Source organism: Streptomyces resistomycificus, assembly GCF_001514265.1.
Lineage (GTDB): Bacteria > Actinomycetota > Actinomycetes > Streptomycetales > Streptomycetaceae > Streptomyces > Streptomyces resistomycificus.
Window position 1 is genome coordinate 922,421 of record NZ_KQ948988.1, and the last position, 15,526, is coordinate 937,946.

Here is a 15,526-nt window from a genome sequence, read left to right on the forward strand (position 1 = left end):
GCACCCGACGCTAGGCGGGATACCCGACAGCTTCTGGCGTGATTTCCTTCAGTTCTCCGTCCAGCATCAGCCAGCGCGTGATGCCGATCGACTCCAGGAAGGGCAGGTCGTGGCTGGCCACGATCAGCGCGCCTTCGTAGGACTCCAGGGCCGTGGTCAGCTGCCGCACGCTCGCCATGTCGAGGTTGTTGGTCGGCTCGTCGAGCATCAGCAGCTGCGGTGCGGGCTCCGCCAGCATCAGCGCGGCCAGTGCCGCCCGGAAGCGTTCGCCACCGGACAGCGTCCCCGCCCGCTGGTCGGCGCGGGCGCCCCGGAACAGGAAGCGGGCCAACCGGGCCCTGACCCGGTTGTTGGTGGCGCCGGGCGCGAACCGGGCCACGTTCTCGGCGACCGTCAGCTCGTCGTCCAGCACGTCGAGCCGCTGCGGCAGGAAACGCATCGGGACATGGGTCCTCGCCTCGCCCGAGACGGCCCCGAGCTCCCCGGCGATCGTGCGCAGCAGCGTGGTCTTGCCCGCGCCGTTGCGTCCGATCAGCGCGATCCGCTCTGGACCCCGCAGGTCGAAGCCGCCCTGGACACGAGCGCCGTACGCCAGTTCCAGGTCCAGGAGGGTCAGGACGGTCCGCCCCGGGGGTACGGCCGTGTACGGCAGGTCGACCCGGATCTCGTCGTCGTCCCGTACGGCGTCCACCGCCTCGTCGAGCCGCTCCTTCGCCTCGGCGAGCCGCTCCTCGTGCATGATGCGGTGTTTGCCCGCGGACTCCTGCGCCGCGCGCTTGCGTGCCCCCATGACGATCTTCGGCTCGCGCTTCTGGTCCCACATCTTCTGCCCGTACCGCTTACGGCGGGCCAACTTGACCTGCGCGTCAGCCAGTTCGCGCTTCTGCTTCTTGAGGTCCGACTCGGCGACCCGCACCATCCGCTCCGCGGCCTCCTGCTCGGTGGCGAGGGCCTCCTCGTAGGCGGAGAAGTTGCCGCCGTACCAGGTGACCTCCCCGGCGTGCAGATCGGCGATCTGGTCGACCAGGTCGAGGAGTTCGCGGTCGTGGCTGACCACGACCATGACCCCCGGCCAGGACGCGACGGCCGAGTACAGCCGCCTGCGCGCGTACAGGTCGAGGTTGTTGGTGGGTTCGTCGAGCAGCAGGACGTCCGGCCGGCGCAACAGCAGCGCCGCCAGCCGCAGGAGCACGGACTCGCCGCCCGACACCTCGCCGGTCGTCCGGTCCAGCTCGACGTGGCCGAGACCGAGTTCGCCGAGGGTGGCGAGCGCGCGCTCCTCGACGTCCCAGTCGTCGCCGACCGTCTCGAAGTGCTCCTCGGCCACGTCACCCGCCTCGATGGCGTGCAGCGCGGCCCGCCGGGCGGCGATGCCGAGCACCTCGTCGACCCGCAGTCCGGTGTCGAGTGTGACGTTCTGCGGGAGGTAGCCCACCTCGCCCGCCACCCGGACGGTGCCGTCGGCCGGGGCGAGCTCACCGGCGATCAGTTTCAACAGGGTCGACTTCCCGGACCCGTTGACGCCGACGAGGCCGGTCCGGCCGGGGCCGAACGCCACGTCGAGGTCTTCGAGGACGGGGGTCCCGTCGGGCCACGCGAAAGCCAGGGAGGTGCAGGTGATGGAGGTAGACATACGGGTCTCCGCGGTTGCTTGATGCGGTCAGGGGCAAACGCGTATCGAGACACCTGCGACCGAAGGGAGAGGCCCCGGGAGCATGAGAGAAGCCCTGTTCCGGAGGACGGCTCGAACGCCGAGGTCGCACGCGACGCACACACCCCTCGGGTGTGTGACGTGGTGTCTCAGGACCTCAGACGAGCAACGTCCTTCTCCAATCGACGGCAACAGGACCGTTGTCACCGTATGAACGGCCCTCGGGCGCTGTCAACGTATTTATCGCCGACCCCGATCCATCTCGCGAAGGAGACCCCGTGTCCATCGGCTCGCTCTCGCTCCCGGCCCGGCTGTGCCTGCTGGCCTGGGACACCGCCGAGACGGAGGTCACCGGCGCCGGCCGGCTGCCCCCGCTGGTCAGGGCCGGCGCCCTCGTCGAGCTCGCCCGGCGCGGTCTGCTCGTCGACGAGGACGGCATCGCCACGCCGGCCGACCTGGACTCCGGGACGGGGGACCCCGTCCTCGACGGGCTGCTCGAACTGGTCCGGGAGTCCCTGCCCCACCGCTGGCGGACCTGGGTGACCCTGCGGGCGCGGATCACCCTGGACGCCGTACGCGAGCAGCTGGCCGCCGAGGGCTGCCTGCGCGCCGAAAAACGACGGGTGCTCGGGGTCTTCCCGACCGTGGAGTACGCACTGGACCGGCTCGCCGCCGTGGACGCGCTGCGTGCGGAGACCCGGGCGGTGCTGCTCGGGCCGGTGCCGGTCGCGGAGGTCTCCGAGCGGGACGCGGCCCTCGCCGTACTGGTGGACGCGGCGGGACCGGCGGGCGGCGACGGGCGCCGTGCGGATCAGGAGCGGGTCGAGGCGCTCATCGAACGGTGCGGCGTGCCGGCCGCCGTGCTGCGGACGGTCGTACGCGAGGTGCGTACGGCTACGACGGCGGCCGCGGCCCTGGCCGACTGAGGCGCACCGCCGGGAAGACCGCGGCCTCGGGCGGCCGAGCGCCCCTCGGCGCGGACGCCGAGGGGCGAGCGAGGCCGCACGACCATGTCGGATTCCTGCCGGACCCCGCCCGGGGCGGCTGGTTGAGTGAGGCGCGTGACCCACCTGAGCACCCTCCGCCACCGCGCCCTCGCCTTCCGCTCCCTGCACGTGCCGGGCCGTCCGCTCGTCCTGCCCAACGCCTGGGACGCGGCCGGCGCCCGCGTCATCGAGGACGCCGGCGCCGCCGCGATCGCGACGACCAGCGCGGGTCTCGCCTGGGCCCTGGGCGCGGCCGACGGTGACACGCTGGACCGCGACCGGGCCCTCGCGGCGGTGGCGGCCATCGCCGGCGCGGTCGGCGTGCCCGTCAGCGCGGACATCGAGAGCGGCTACGCGAAGGACCCGGCCGAGGTGGCCGACACCATCCGCGCCGTGCTGGCCGCGGGCGTGGTCGGCGTGAACATCGAGGACGCGCTGTACGGCGAGGAGGCGGGGGCGGGCCCGCTGCGGCCGGCCGCCGAGCAGGCCGACCGGATCGCCGCCGCTCGCGAGGCCGCCGACGCGCGGGGCGTACCCCTGTTCGTCAACGCCCGCATCGACACGTTCCTTCGCGGCGCCGGGGGAGTGGACCTCACCCTGGAGCGGGCCGCCGCCTTCCTCGCCGCGGGCGCCGACGGCATCTTCGTCCCCGGGGCCGTCGATCCGGAGACCGTGCGGCTGCTCGCCGACGGAGTGGACGGACCGCTGAACGTGATGGCCGGTCCCGGCGCACCGCCGGTCGCCGACCTGGCCGAGCTGGGCGTCGCCCGGGTCAGCGTCGGCTCGGGCATCGCGCAGGCCGCGCACGCCCTGGTCCGCCGCGCCGCACGGGAGCTGCTGGGCGCGGGCACGTACGACACGCTCGCGGACGGGATCGAGTACGGCGAGCTCAACGCGCTGCTGGGACGGTGAGACCGGCGGGGCTCAGGCGTCCCGCATCAGTTCCGCCAGGTCGTGGTCCAGGTCGAGCTGGAGGTGCTCCAGACCGACCGGCACCAGCTCGCTGGTCGCCTCCAGGAACCGGCGCAGCTCGCCCGAGCGGACGTGCACGACGGCGGTGCCCTCGGGGGCGTGGAACTCCAGGACGGTGCGGTCGTACCCGTACGGACGCACCCGCACGTCGCCGTGGCCCTCGGACTCCGTCAGGCCGGCGGTGAGGAGTTCACGGCTGAAGGTCCAGCAGACCTCCACGCCCTCCAGGGTGGCCGGGGCCGGGAAGGTCATGCGGACGGCGAACGGGTCACGCCGGTCGTAGTGCAGCGTGGCGGGAATGCTCGGCATCCGCGGCGCGGCGGCGACGAGACGGGCCTCGACGGGCTGCTCGATGACGATGGACAACGCCTTGCTCCCTTGTGACGGCGGGACGGACTTCCGGGGATGAGGCCGGGCACTGGAAGAGACGTCGGAACGAGCCAATCCGTGCACACCTTTGTCGAGTGACCTCTGTCACCGTGTTCATTCACGGGAGAGGCCGGAGTCTTCTCCCGTGGCGTGAACGGCACTTGTGGCGCGCGGGACGGCTGGGACGGGCGGACCCGGCGGTCTGGACGGCACCTGGGCGGTGGGCTAGCTTCGCCCGCCATGAGGCGCTTGGGGAACACGCGACGCACGAGACGGCCGGGACGGACCGGGCAGGCGGTGGGCGCGGGGGTGGCGTGCGCGGCGGCGCTGGCCGCCCTGACCGCCGTACCGGCACAGGCACACGAGCCGGGGCACCGGGCGCCGCACTGGGCGGCGAAGGACACCGGCAGTTCCGGCGTGCGGCTGCGCGGGCTCGCCGCCGTCAGCCGGGACACCGCCTGGGTGGCCGGCACCCAGGGCACCGTGCTGCGCACCACCGACGGCGGGGCGAGCTGGCGGAACGTCTCACCCCCGGGCGCCGGTGAGCTGCAGTTCCGGGACATCGAGGCGTTCGACGCGCGCCGCGCGGTGGTGCTGGCCATCGGCGAGGGCGAGGCGTCCCGCGTCTACCGGACCGACGACGGCGGGGCGAGCTGGACGGAGTCCTTCCGCAACACCGACGCGAAGGCCTTCTACGACTGCCTCACCTTCTTCGACCGCCGCCACGGCCTCGCCATGAGCGACCCCGTGGGCGGGAGGTTCCGCATCCTGTCGACCGCCGACGGCGGCCGCTCCTGGAAGGTGCTGCCCGACGCCGGCATGCCGCCCGCGCTGGACGGCGAGGCAGGGTTCGCGGCGAGCGGCCAGTGCCTGGTCTCCGCGGGCTCCCGGGACGTCTGGCTGGCCACCGGCGGGGCCGCACGCGCGCGTGTCCTGCACTCCGCCGACCGAGGGCTGACCTGGACGGTCTCGGACGCGCCGATCCCGGCGGGCGATCCGGCCCGCGGTGTCTTCGCGCTCGCCTTCCGCGACCGCGCGCACGGCCTGGCGGTCGGCGGCGACTACCGCCCGGACCAGTCCTCCGCGCGGCCTGCGGCCCGCAGCACCGACGGCGGCCGCACCTGGCGGCCTGCCGACCGGCCGCCGCCCGCCTACCGCTCCGGCGTCGCCTGGCTCCCGCACAGCCGAACCGCCGCCCTCGCGGTCGGCCCCACCGGAACGGACCTGACGACGGACGGCGGCCGCACCTGGCGGACCGTGGACACCGGCTCCTACGACACCGTCGACTGCACGCCCGACCTGGGCTGCTGGGCATCCGGCGAGCAGGGACGCGTGGCCCGCCTGGAGAGCTGACCCGCTCGGTGTGCCACATGGGACCTGAATGCGGGTACCCGTTCACCGACCGTGAGAGGAGTGAACGGACATGCCACGTGGTTCCAGCCCCAAGCGGGAACGCCAGTACGAGCACATCAAGGAGAGCGCCGAGGACCGGGGCGAGAGCACCGGCCGCGCCAAGGAGATCGCCGCGCGGACGGTCAACAAGGAACGCGCCCGGTCCGGCGAGTCGAAGACCGCCGGCCGCACCTCGACCCAGGACATGTCGTCCGGCAAGCGGGGCGGTCAGCGGTCCGGCAAGGGCTCCCAGGGACCGACGTACGACCAGCTCTACCAGGAGGCCAAGCAGCGCGGCATCCAGGGCCGTTCGGACATGAACAAGTCCCAGCTGCGACGGGCGCTGGACAACAAGAAGAGCTGAGCCGAGCCCGGGCGCCGTTCAGCCGGCGGTCTCCCGGTACCGCTCCAGCCCGGGGGCGGTCTTGGTCGCCTCGAACTCGGTGATGCGGTACTCGCACACCCCGGCGGTGACGAACGGGTCGCCCGCGGCGATCGCCTCGATCCCCGCGCGGTCCTCCGCGACGGCGATGATCACCCCGCCGTCGCGGGGGCTCTTGCGTCCGGACGCCAGGAAGACCCCCTGCGCGTACTGCTCGTCGAGCCAGGTGACATGGTCTGCCACCACGGCGTCGACGGCATCGAGCGGGGCGGTGTAGGTCAGCTCCATCACGAACATGATCGCGAGACTACGCCGTCCGGGCGACGGACCGTAGGCTCGGGCCCATCATGACGACCGTACGCATTCCCGCGGGCTGGCCCGCCACCGAGGAGCAGGCCCGCGCAGTCCAGGACGAGTTGCGCGAGCGCGTGGTGCTCGACGAGCAGGGGCCGCCGCCCGGCACCGGCCATGTCACCGGTGTCGACGTGGCCTACGACGACGACCACGACCTGGTCGTGGCGGCCGCCGTGGTGCTGGACGCGGCGAGCCTCGAGGTCGTCGCCGAGACGACGGCGGTCGGCCGGATCTCCTTCCCCTACGTGCCGGGACTGCTCGCCTTCCGTGAGATCCCGACGGTCCTCGCGGCCCTCGAAGCCCTGCCCTGCCCGCCCGGCCTGGTGGTCTGCGACGGCTACGGTCTCGCGCACCCGCGCCGCTTCGGCCTCGCCAGCCACCTCGGCGTCCTGACCGGCCTGCCCACGATCGGCGTCGCCAAGAACCCCTTCACCTTCACCTACGACGATCCCGCCACCCCGCGCGGCAATGCGGCTCCCCTCCTCGCCGACGCCGAGGAGGTCGGCCGCGCGCTGCGCACCCGGGACGCGGTCAAGCCGGTCTTCGTGTCCGTCGGCCACCGGGTGAGCCTCGACAACGCCTGCGCCCACACCCTCGCCCTGACCCCCGACTACCGCCTGCCCGAGACGACCCGCAGGGCCGACTCCCTGTGCCGCAGGGCGCTGCGGGAGGCGACGCCTTGAGCGAGCCGCCCCGGTACCCGGCCTGAGTACCTGGTCTGAGTACCTCGTCTGAGTATCCGTACGGATGTGGGGGCGGCCGCCCGCTCGGCAGGCTGTGCCGCATGACCTCGCACCGCTACCCGAAGCCCCTCGCCGACCCCGACCGGCCCGTGGAGCGTGCCGTGACGGCCGCCCTGGTCCTCGCCGTGCTCGCGGCGCTCGCCTGGATCGTCGGAATGATCTACACGGTCACCCTGTGGCAGCTGTAGGGCCTGCCTGACGCGTCCTCGTCCGTCCGGTGGACGGGAACGCGTCACGCCCGGGCTCGGTTCACCGGCTCGCGGCCACCCGGAAGGTGATCCCGGCCCGCCGCAGCCGTTCGGTCAGCGCGTCGCCCATCGCGACCGCCGTGGTGACCTGACCGGCGGTCGGCGGCAGGTCGTCGAGGGCCAGGGACAGTGCCGACTCGGCGAACATCTTCGCCGTCTCGTCGTATCCCGGGTCGCCGCCCGACACCTCGGTGAACACGCGCCGGCCGCCGCCCTCGCCGACGAAGCGGACACGGAACCAGCTCTTCGCGCGCTTCTCCGGGGCCGGCCCCTCCCCGGGCTTGAGCCGGTCGGACAACCAGCGCCGCGCGGGTGGCAGTTGGGCGGCGGCGAGGAGCGCGCCCACGGCGGCCACTCCGCCCACCGCGACCGGCAGCTGCCGGACGGCCGCGTAGTGGCGGTAGCGGAAGTCGGGGCCGTAGCGTTCCAGGGCCTTCGCGGACCGGCGGACGATCTGCGCGTCGATGGTCGGCAGGGGCAGCGCCCAGGCGCCGACCTCCCGGGCGAACCGCGGCGAGCCGGTCGGGGCGTACGCGCGCCGGCCCACCAGGCGCGGCTCGTGCCGGCCCCGGTCCCGGGCGGCGGCCAGCATCTGCCGCCCGCGCGCGAACTGGTTCAGCGCGGAGGCGAACGTGCCGCCCGAGAAGGTGGCGTCCGCGGTCACGAAGCCGTCGATCCGCAGGGGGACACCCTCGGGCAGCTGCCGGACCGTGAAGTACGCGCCCAGGTCGTGCGGCACCGAGTCGAAACCGCACGCGTGCACCAGCCGGGCGCCCGTCTCCCGTGCGCGTGCGTCGTGGCGGACGTACGTCAGGTCGACGAACTCGGGCTCGCCGGTGAGGTCCAGATAGTCCGCTCCGGTGTCCGCGCAGGCGGCGACGAGCTCCTCGCCGTAGGTCACATAGGGGCCGACCGTGGTGGCCACCACGCGCGCGTGGGCGGCGAGTTCGCGCACCGAGGCCGGATCCGACACGTCGGCCGTCAGCACCCCGACCTCCGCGCCGCCGGGCAGTGACTCCCGCAGCCGGTGCAGCTTCTCCTCGCTGCGGCCGGCGATCGCCCAGCGCAGCCCCTCGGGGGCGTGCGCGGCGAGGTACTCCGCGGTCAGCGTCCCCACGAAGCCGGTGGCTCCGAAGAGCACGATGTCGTAGGGGCGATCCGCCCTTTTCAGCCTGCTCATGACACTCCTGGGTCCTGCCGCACGCGCCGTTGTCGGTGGCCGAGGCTAGCGTGAGGAGTGCGGAGCCCGACGACGAGCCCGGAGGTGGGACGGTGGCCGTGGCCAGAAGTGCCCTGCGCAAGTGGGAGAAAGTGCGCGAGTTCGCCCTCGGTCTGCCGGGCGCCGCCGAGGAGTTCCCCTGGGGCGAGAGCGTCGCCAAGGTCAACAAGAAGGTGTTCGTCTTCCTCGGCGTCGACGACGGCAGCTACCCGTTGGGCGTCACCGTGAAGCTCAGGGACGAGGCCGCGCACGCCCACGCCATGACCTGCCCCGGCGCCGAACCCGCGGGGTACGGCCTCGGCAGGTCCGGCTGGGTGCGCATCCCCCTGGAGGAGCAGGGCGCTCCGGCGGCCGGGCTGCTGTGCGACTGGGTGGAGGAGAGCTACCGCGTCATCGCGCCGAAGCGACTCATAGCGGAGCTGGACGGACACTGAGCCGGGCGCCGGGGAGCAAGTCGGGGCACAATCCGACTAAGCGCTTGCTCTTCAGGTCTTGTGTCCGGTGCGGCACCTTCTTAGCATCGCTGGTGTTACATCGGTTGTGTCATACCTGTGCCGACCTCTGGGGGCTGAATGGCAACGACGCCAGGGCAGGGCCCGCTCTCCGGCGTGCGTGTGGTCGAGCTGGCGGGGATCGGGCCCGGCCCGTTCGCCGCCATGCTCCTCGCCGACCTGGGCGCCGACGTGGTCCGCGTGGACCGGCCCGGCGGTGCCTCACTCGGCATCGACCCGGCCTTCGACCTCACCAACCGCAACAAGCGTTCGGTGATCGTCGACCTGAAGGCACCCGACGGCGCCGCACGGGTGCTCGACCTCGCCGCCCGCGCCGACGTCCTGGTGGAGGGGTACCGTCCCGGAGTCGCCGAGCGCCTCGGCGTCGGCCCCGAGGCCTGCCACGCCCGCAACCCCGGGCTCGTCTACGGCCGGATGACCGGCTGGGGCCAGCAGGGCCCGCTCGCCTCGCGGGCCGGCCACGACATCGCGTACATCGCGCTCACCGGCGCCCTCGGCATGATCGGAGCCCCGGACGAACCCCCGGCCGCCCCCGCCAACCTGCTCGGCGACTACGCGGGCGGCTCGCTCTACCTCGTCGTCGGCGTCCTCGCCGCCCTGCACCATGCCCGCGCGACCGGCACCGGCCAGGTCGTCGACGCGGCCATCGTCGACGGCACCTCCCACCTCGCCGCGATGATCCACGGCATGCTGGCGGCCGGCGGCTGGCAGGACCGGCGCGGCGCCAACCTCCTCGACGGCGGCTGCCCCTACTACGGCACCTACGAGACGGCCGACGGGAAGTACATGGCGGTGGGCGCCCTGGAACGGCAGTTCTACGACGAGTTCCTCGACCTGCTCGGCCTGCCGGAGCACGCCGAGGCCCGCAGGGACTGGACGCGCTGGGGCGAGCTGCGCGAGGCGGTCGCCGCCCGCTTCAAGAGCCGCAGCAGGGACGAGTGGACGGCCGTCTTCGACGGCTCCGACGCCTGCGTGGCACCCGTGCTGTCCCTGCGCGAGGCCCCTCACCACCCCCACCTCGCCGCCCGCGGCACCTTCACCGACCACGGCGGCATCACCCAGCCCGTCCCCGCCCCCCGGTTCTCCGCCACGCCGACCGAGGTGCGCACCGGCCCCGCCCGGCCGGGCGCCGACACGGCGGACGTGGCGCGCGACTGGAACGTACCCGACCTCCTGAAGGACCTCGCATGAAGCGGCAGCTCTTCGCCCCCGAGCACGACGCGTTCCGCGAGACCGTGCGCGCCTTCCTGGCCAGGGAGGTGCTGCCGTACTACGCGCAGTGGGAGAAGGACGGCATCGTCTCCCGCGACGCCTGGCGGGCCGCCGGCAAGCAGGGACTGCTCGGACTCGCCGTGGACGAGGAGTACGGAGGCGGCGGCACCCCCGACTTCCGCTACAGCGCCGTCCTCGCCGAGGAGTTCACCCGTGCGGGCGCCCCGGGGCTGGCCCTCGGCCTGCACAACGACATCATCGGCCCGTATCTCACCGGCCTCGCCACCGAGGAGCAGCGCCGCCGCTGGCTGCCCGGCTTCTGCGACGGCACGCTGATCACGGCCATCGCCATGACCGAACCCGGCGCGGGATCCGACCTCCAGGGCATCCGCACCCACGCCGAGGACCGGGGCGACCACTGGCTGCTCAACGGCTCCAAGACGTTCATCTCCAACGGGATCCTCGCCGACCTGGTGATCGTCGTGGCGAAGACGACCCCGGAAGGGGGCGCGCGCGGACTGTCGCTGCTCGTCGTCGAACGCGGCACGGCGGGCTTCGAGCGCGGCCGCAACCTCGACAAGATCGGCCAGAAGGCCCAGGACACCGCCGAGCTGTTCTTCCACGACGTGCGGGTGCCCAAGGAGAACCTCCTCGGCGAGCTGCACGGCGCCTTCGGCCATCTGATGACGAACCTCGCCCAGGAGCGTCTGAGCATCGCCGTCGCCGCGATCGCCGCCGCGGAGCACCTGCTGGAGATCACCACCGACTACGTCAAGGAGCGCGAGGCCTTCGGCCGGCCGCTGGCGGCCAAGCAGCACGTCCGCTTCGAGATAGCCGAGATGGCCACCGAGTGCGCCGTCACGCGCGCGTTCCTCGACCGCTGCGTGGAGGAGCACTCCGGCGGCGGCCTCGACGCCGTGCACGCCTCCATGGCCAAGTGGTGGGCGACCGAACTGCAGAAACGGGTCACCGACCGCTGTCTGCAACTGCACGGCGGCTACGGCTACATGAGTGAATACCCGATCGCCCGGGCCTTCACCGACGGCCGCATCCAGACCATCTACGGGGGGACCACCGAGATCATGAAGGAGATCATCGGACGTTCCCTCCTCGGCTGACCCCGCTCGTCGGCCGGCCCCGCTTGCCAGGCCAACCCTCCTGAAAGGCTTACCAGTGAGCACCGAAGCGTACGTGTACGACGCGATCCGCACCCCGCGCGGCCGCGGCAAGGCGAACGGCGCCCTGCACGGCACCAAGCCCGTCGACCTGGTCGTCGGACTCATCCACGAGATCCGCGACCGCTTCCCGGGCCTGGACCCGGCGGCCGTCGACGACATCGTGCTCGGCGTCGTCGGCCCGGTCGGCGATCAGGGCTCCGACATCGCCCGGATCGCCGCCGTCGCCGCAGGACTGCCGGACACGGTCGCGGGCGTGCAGGAGAACCGCTTCTGTGCCTCGGGTCTGGAAGCCGTCAACATGGCCGCCGCCAAGGTGCGCTCCGGCTGGGAGGACCTCGTCCTCGCCGGCGGCGTCGAGTCGATGTCCCGGGTGCCGATGGCCTCGGACGGCGGTGCCTGGTTCAACGACCCGATGACGAACCTGGCCACCAACTTCGTGCCGCAGGGCATCGGCGCCGACCTGATCGCCACCATCGAGGGATTCTCCCGGCGGGACGTCGACGAGTACGCGGCGCTCTCGCAGGAGCGGGCGGCGACCGCCTGGAAGGAGGGCCGCTTCGACCGGTCCGTCGTGCCGGTGAAGGACCGCAGCGGTCTCGTCGTCCTCGACCACGACGAGTTCCCGCGCCCCGGCACCACCGCCGACTCCCTCGCCAAGCTGAAGCCGTCCTTCGCGGACATCGGCGACCTCGGCGGGTTCGACGCCGTGGCGCTGCAGAAGTACCACTGGGTCGAGAAGATCGACCACGTCCACCACGCGGGCAACTCCTCCGGCATCGTCGACGGCGCCTCGCTGGTCGCCATCGGCTCCCGGGAGATCGGCGAGCGCTACGGCCTCACCCCGCGCGCGCGGATCGTCTCCGCGGCCGTGTCCGGCTCCGAGCCCACCATCATGCTCACCGGCCCCGCGCCCGCCACCCGCAAGGCACTCGCCAAGGCCGGACTGACCATCGACGACATCGACCTCGTCGAGATCAACGAGGCCTTCGCGGCGGTCGTCCTGCGCTTCGTGCGGGACATGGGCCTGTCCCTGGACAAGGTCAACGTCAACGGCGGCGCGATCGCCCTCGGCCACCCGCTGGGCGCCACCGGCGCCATGATCCTCGGCTCGCTCGTCGACGAACTGGAGCGCCAGGACAAGCGGTACGGCCTCGCCACCCTGTGCGTCGGCGGCGGCATGGGCATCGCCACGATCGTCGAGCGCATCTGACCCCCCAGCGGCCACCGCGGCACCAAGAGACTTCTACGGAGACCCTGTCATGACACAGAGCACCACCATCCGCTGGGAACAGGACCGCACCGGCGTCGTCACCCTCGTCCTCGACGACCCCGACCAGTCCGCGAACACCATGAACCAGGCCTTCCGCGACTCCCTCGCGGTGGTCACCGACCGGCTGGAGGCCGAGAAGGACACCATCCGGGGCGTCATCATCACCTCGGCCAAGAAGACCTTCTTCGCGGGCGGCGACCTGCGCGACCTCATCCGGGTCACGCCAGAGACCGCGCAGGAGCTCTTCGACGGCGGCATGGCGATCAAGCGCGACCTGCGCCGCATCGAGACCCTCGGCAAGCCGGTCGTCGCCGCGATGAACGGCGCGGCCCTGGGCGGCGGTTACGAGATCGCCCTGGCCTGCCACCACCGCATCGCCCTGGACGCGCCCGGCTCCAAGATCGGCTGCCCCGAAGTCACCCTCGGCCTGCTCCCCGGCGGCGGTGGCGTCGCCCGCACCGTGCGCCTCCTCGGCATCGCCGACGCGCTCCTGAAGGTGCTCCTCCAGGGCACCCAGTACAGCCCGCGACGCGCCCAGGAGAACGGCCTGGTCCACGACGTGGCCGCCACCCAGGAGGAACTGCTCGCCAAGGCCCGCGCCTTCATCGAGGCCAACCCCGAGTCGCAGCAGCCCTGGGACAAGCCCGGCTACCGGATCCCCGGCGGCACGCCCGCCAACCCCAAGTTCGCGGCGAACCTGCCCGCCTTCCCCGCCAACCTGCGCAAGCAGACCAACGGCGCCCCCTACCCGGCACCGCGCAACATCCTGGCCGCCGCCGTCGAGGGCTCCCAGGTCGACTTCGAGACCGCACAGGTCATCGAGGGCCGCTACTTCGTGGAACTCGCCGCCGGGCAGACCTCGAAGAACATGATCCAGGCGTTCTTCTTCGACCTCCAGGCCGTCAACTCCGGCGCCAACCGGCCCCAGGGCGTCGAACCCCGCAAGGTCCGCAAGGCCGCCGTCCTCGGCGCCGGGATGATGGGCGCCGGCATCGCCTACTCGTGCGCCCGCGCGGGCATCGACGTCGTCCTCAAGGACGTCTCCCTGGAGGCGGCCCTCAAGGGCAAGGCGTACTCGGAGAAGCTGTGCGCCAAGGCCGTCTCCCGGGGCCGTACCACCCAGGACAAGGCGGACGAGCTGCTCGCCCGCATCACGCCCACCGCCGACCCCGCCGACCTCGCGGGCTGTGACGCCGTCATCGAGGCCGTCTTCGAGGACACCTCGCTCAAGCACAAGGTGTTCCAGGAGATCCAGCACCTCGTCGAGCCGGACGCGCTGCTGTGCTCCAACACCTCCACCCTGCCCATCACGGCCCTCGCCGAGGGCGTCGAGCGCCAGGGCGACTTCATCGGGCTGCACTTCTTCTCACCGGTCGACAAGATGCCGCTCGTCGAGATCATCAAGGGCGAGCGCACCGGTGACGAGGCCCTCGCGCGCGCCTTCGACCTGGTCCGGCAGATCAAGAAGACGCCGATCGTCGTCAACGACTCGCGTGGCTTCTTCACCTCACGCGTCATCGGGCACTTCATCAACGAGGGCGTGGCCATGGTCGGCGAGGGCATCGAGCCCGCGTCGGTCGAACAGGCCGCGGCCCAGGCCGGTTACCCCGCCAAGGTGTTGTCCCTGATGGACGAGCTGACCCTCACGCTCCCGCGCAAGATCCGCAAGGAGAGCAGGCAGGCCGTCGAGGAGGCGGGCGGCACCTGGACGGAACACCCCGCCGAGGCCGTCATCGACCGCATGGTCGACGAGTTCGGCCGCACCGGCCGCAGCGGGGGAGCGGGCTTCTACGAGTACGGGGACGACGGCGAGCGGGTCGGCCTGTGGCCCGGGCTGCGGGAGCACTTCACCCGTGAGGGCGCGCGGATCCCCTTCCGGGACATGCAGGAACGCATGCTCTTCTCCGAGGCGCTCGACACCGTCAGGCTCATCGAGGAAGGCGTGCTGACGTCCGTCGCCGACGCCAACATCGGTTCCGTCTTCGGGATCGGCTTCCCCGGCTGGACCGGTGGCGTCCTCCAGTACATCAACGGCTACGAGGGCGGCCTCGCGGGCTTCGTGGCACGCGCGCGTGAACTCGCCGAGCGGTACGGGCAGCGGTTCACGCCGCCCGCCCTGCTGGTGGAGAAGGCGGAGAAGGGGGAGCGGTTCCGGGACGCGTGATCCGTGGTCCTCAAACGCCGGACCGGCTGATGTCAGCCCTCCGGCGTTTGAGGAGCGGGGTCTGGGGCGGAGCCTCAGAAGGACGGGAACGGCAAGGGGCGGCGGGGGCGAGAACCGCCGTCGGACGGCCGGTCACCGCGTGGGCCACTCGCGCAGCTCTTCCTTCAACGACCGCTGGAAGGTGGTCAGCAGCGCCTGCACCACCAGCGGGTGCATATGCGCGGACAGCGACTTCACATCCCGCGCGTCGCGCTCCGCGACCTCCCCGCGAAAGAGCTCCGCCAGCGCGTGGGCCGCCGCCCGGGAGTGCTCGATGAGGACGTTGCGGGACGCGAGGATCGCCTCCTGCGACAGCGGTACGTCGAGCAGCTGGACGCCTAGCCGCAGCAGACCGAGATCGACGTGGTACGAACCGCCGTCGGCCCTCACCACCCCCATCGCGGCGAGCCGCGCCACGTCGCCGTCGCCCAGCTCCCGCCCTGCCCGCCGCGACAGCTCCGCCCGTGACACCGCCTCCACCGCCTCCGGCGCCCAGGAGGCCACCACGGCCCGGTGGATCGCGAGGTCGTGCGCGCTCAGGTCCGGCGGCAGCTGCTGCAGATAGCGTTCGATGGCGGCCAGGGTCATGCCCTGCTGCTGGAGCTCCTCGATCAGCGCGAGTCGCGCGAGGTGGTCCCGGCCGTAGTGCCCGACGCGCCGCGGACCGATCACCGGCGGGGGCAGCAGACCCTTGGTGCCGTAGAAACGGACCGTGCGCACCGTGACCCCGGCCCGTGCGGCCAGCTCGTCGATGGTGAGGGTCGGCTCCCCGGCGTCGGTGGTGTCGGTCGTCATGTGCAGCAGTATCGCTGTCTCACCAATGGTGTGAAACCTC

16 protein-coding genes are annotated in these 15,526 nt (G+C 72.4%); 11 read left to right on the forward strand and 5 right to left on the reverse strand.

Features of this window, described 5'->3' with window-relative positions; all coding sequences use genetic code 11:
* Window positions 1–10: 10 nt before the first annotated feature.
* A complete protein-coding gene (locus AQJ84_RS03870) occupies window positions 11–1,633 on the reverse strand; it encodes an ABC-F family ATP-binding cassette domain-containing protein (RefSeq protein WP_030042013.1) in 1,623 nt (540 codons plus the stop codon).
* A 296-nt stretch (window positions 1,634–1,929) separates the two neighbouring features.
* Between AQJ84_RS03870 and AQJ84_RS03875 the strand changes: the two genes are divergently transcribed.
* Window positions 1,930–2,577, forward strand: a complete 648-nt coding sequence (locus tag AQJ84_RS03875; protein ID WP_030042012.1) for a GOLPH3/VPS74 family protein — start codon at window positions 1,930–1,932, stop codon at window positions 2,575–2,577.
* A 135-nt stretch (window positions 2,578–2,712) separates the two neighbouring features.
* Window positions 2,713–3,549 (forward strand): isocitrate lyase/PEP mutase family protein, encoded by an 837-nt coding sequence (locus AQJ84_RS03880; protein ID WP_053193269.1) that lies wholly within the window; start codon window positions 2,713–2,715, stop codon window positions 3,547–3,549.
* Window positions 3,550–3,561: 12 nt separating this feature from the next.
* Here AQJ84_RS03880 and AQJ84_RS03885 read toward each other — a convergent pair whose 3' ends face one another.
* Window positions 3,562–3,975, reverse strand: a complete 414-nt coding sequence (locus tag AQJ84_RS03885; RefSeq protein ID WP_030042011.1) for a spore wall synthesis regulator SsgD — start codon at window positions 3,973–3,975, stop codon at window positions 3,562–3,564.
* 243 nt (window positions 3,976–4,218) lie between these two features.
* On the opposite strand from AQJ84_RS03885, the gene AQJ84_RS03890 reads away from it, so the two are divergent.
* Complete coding sequence (locus AQJ84_RS03890) at window positions 4,219–5,331, forward strand: WD40/YVTN/BNR-like repeat-containing protein (protein WP_225889060.1); 1,113 nt, start codon at window positions 4,219–4,221, stop codon at window positions 5,329–5,331.
* Between the two features lie 70 nt (window positions 5,332–5,401).
* Window positions 5,402–5,734 carry a hypothetical protein gene (locus tag AQJ84_RS03895; RefSeq protein ID WP_030042009.1) on the forward strand — a complete coding sequence of 111 codons (333 nt, stop codon included), beginning with the start codon at window positions 5,402–5,404 and terminating at the stop codon, window positions 5,732–5,734.
* 18 nt (window positions 5,735–5,752) lie between these two features.
* On the opposite strand, the gene AQJ84_RS03900 is transcribed toward AQJ84_RS03895, so the two are convergent.
* A complete protein-coding gene (locus AQJ84_RS03900) occupies window positions 5,753–6,049 on the reverse strand; it encodes a YciI family protein (RefSeq protein ID WP_030042008.1) in 297 nt (98 codons plus the stop codon).
* Window positions 6,050–6,099: 50 nt separating this feature from the next.
* Here AQJ84_RS03900 and AQJ84_RS03905 point away from each other — a divergent pair, with 50 nt between their 5' ends.
* Together AQJ84_RS03905 and mmpA are read left to right on the forward strand one after the other, a co-directional pair.
* The gene (locus AQJ84_RS03905) at window positions 6,100–6,789 is read left to right on the forward strand and encodes an endonuclease V (RefSeq protein WP_053193275.1); all 690 of its coding nucleotides are present in this window, start codon (window positions 6,100–6,102) and stop codon (window positions 6,787–6,789) included.
* 101 nt (window positions 6,790–6,890) lie between these two features.
* Entirely contained in the window at window positions 6,891–7,037 is a 147-nt protein-coding gene (mmpA, locus tag AQJ84_RS43385) for a morphogenic membrane protein MmpA (protein WP_164873110.1), read from the forward strand.
* A 61-nt stretch (window positions 7,038–7,098) separates the two neighbouring features.
* On the opposite strand, the gene AQJ84_RS03910 is transcribed toward mmpA, so the two are convergent.
* Window positions 7,099–8,277 (reverse strand): saccharopine dehydrogenase family protein, encoded by a 1,179-nt coding sequence (locus AQJ84_RS03910; RefSeq protein ID WP_053193278.1) that lies wholly within the window; start codon window positions 8,275–8,277, stop codon window positions 7,099–7,101.
* Between the two features lie 92 nt (window positions 8,278–8,369).
* Here AQJ84_RS03910 and AQJ84_RS03915 point away from each other — a divergent pair, with 92 nt between their 5' ends.
* The 5 genes from AQJ84_RS03915 (at window position 8,370) to AQJ84_RS03935 (ending at window position 14,652) form a co-directional block, all read left to right on the forward strand.
* Entirely contained in the window at window positions 8,370–8,750 is a 381-nt protein-coding gene (locus AQJ84_RS03915) for an MmcQ/YjbR family DNA-binding protein (protein WP_030042005.1), read from the forward strand.
* A 138-nt stretch (window positions 8,751–8,888) separates the two neighbouring features.
* Window positions 8,889–10,019, forward strand: coding sequence for a CaiB/BaiF CoA transferase family protein (locus AQJ84_RS03920; protein ID WP_053193283.1), 1,131 nt, complete (start codon window positions 8,889–8,891; stop codon window positions 10,017–10,019).
* Entirely contained in the window at window positions 10,016–11,158 is a 1,143-nt protein-coding gene (locus AQJ84_RS03925; protein WP_053193286.1) for an acyl-CoA dehydrogenase family protein, read from the forward strand. Before AQJ84_RS03920 ends, AQJ84_RS03925 begins: the two co-directional genes overlap by 4 nt.
* Before the next feature lie 55 nt (window positions 11,159–11,213).
* On the forward strand, window positions 11,214–12,428 hold the full coding sequence (locus AQJ84_RS03930; RefSeq protein ID WP_053193293.1) for an acetyl-CoA C-acetyltransferase: 1,215 nt from the start codon (window positions 11,214–11,216) through the stop codon (window positions 12,426–12,428).
* 49 nt (window positions 12,429–12,477) lie between these two features.
* Window positions 12,478–14,652, forward strand: a complete 2,175-nt coding sequence (locus tag AQJ84_RS03935) for a 3-hydroxyacyl-CoA dehydrogenase NAD-binding domain-containing protein (RefSeq protein ID WP_030042001.1) — start codon at window positions 12,478–12,480, stop codon at window positions 14,650–14,652.
* Window positions 14,653–14,784: 132 nt separating this feature from the next.
* On the opposite strand, the gene AQJ84_RS03940 is transcribed toward AQJ84_RS03935, so the two are convergent.
* On the reverse strand, window positions 14,785–15,486 hold the full coding sequence (locus tag AQJ84_RS03940; RefSeq protein ID WP_030042000.1) for a MerR family transcriptional regulator: 702 nt from the start codon (window positions 15,484–15,486) through the stop codon (window positions 14,785–14,787).
* Window positions 15,487–15,526: the final 40 nt, after the last annotated feature.

What these genes read in the sequence shown, in the direction of transcription:
- AQJ84_RS03890 (WP_225889060.1), top strand. Translation starts at nt 4,219, where the DNA reads ATGAGGCGCTTGGGGAACACGCGACGCACGAGACGGCCGGGACGGACC.
- AQJ84_RS03925 (WP_053193286.1), top strand. Translation starts at nt 10,016, where the DNA reads ATGAAGCGGCAGCTCTTCGCCCCCGAGCACGACGCGTTCCGCGAGACC.
- AQJ84_RS03905 (WP_053193275.1), top strand. Translation starts at nt 6,100, where the DNA reads ATGACGACCGTACGCATTCCCGCGGGCTGGCCCGCCACCGAGGAGCAG.
- AQJ84_RS03870 (WP_030042013.1), bottom strand. Translation starts at nt 1,633, where the DNA reads ATGTCTACCTCCATCACCTGCACCTCCCTGGCTTTCGCGTGGCCCGAC.
- AQJ84_RS03920 (WP_053193283.1), top strand. Translation starts at nt 8,889, where the DNA reads ATGGCAACGACGCCAGGGCAGGGCCCGCTCTCCGGCGTGCGTGTGGTC.
- mmpA (WP_164873110.1), top strand. Translation starts at nt 6,891, where the DNA reads ATGACCTCGCACCGCTACCCGAAGCCCCTCGCCGACCCCGACCGGCCC.
- AQJ84_RS03895 (WP_030042009.1), top strand. Translation starts at nt 5,402, where the DNA reads ATGCCACGTGGTTCCAGCCCCAAGCGGGAACGCCAGTACGAGCACATC.
- AQJ84_RS03940 (WP_030042000.1), bottom strand. Translation starts at nt 15,486, where the DNA reads ATGACGACCGACACCACCGACGCCGGGGAGCCGACCCTCACCATCGAC.
- AQJ84_RS03910 (WP_053193278.1), bottom strand. Translation starts at nt 8,277, where the DNA reads ATGAGCAGGCTGAAAAGGGCGGATCGCCCCTACGACATCGTGCTCTTC.
- AQJ84_RS03935 (WP_030042001.1), top strand. Translation starts at nt 12,478, where the DNA reads ATGACACAGAGCACCACCATCCGCTGGGAACAGGACCGCACCGGCGTC.
- AQJ84_RS03900 (WP_030042008.1), bottom strand. Translation starts at nt 6,049, where the DNA reads ATGTTCGTGATGGAGCTGACCTACACCGCCCCGCTCGATGCCGTCGAC.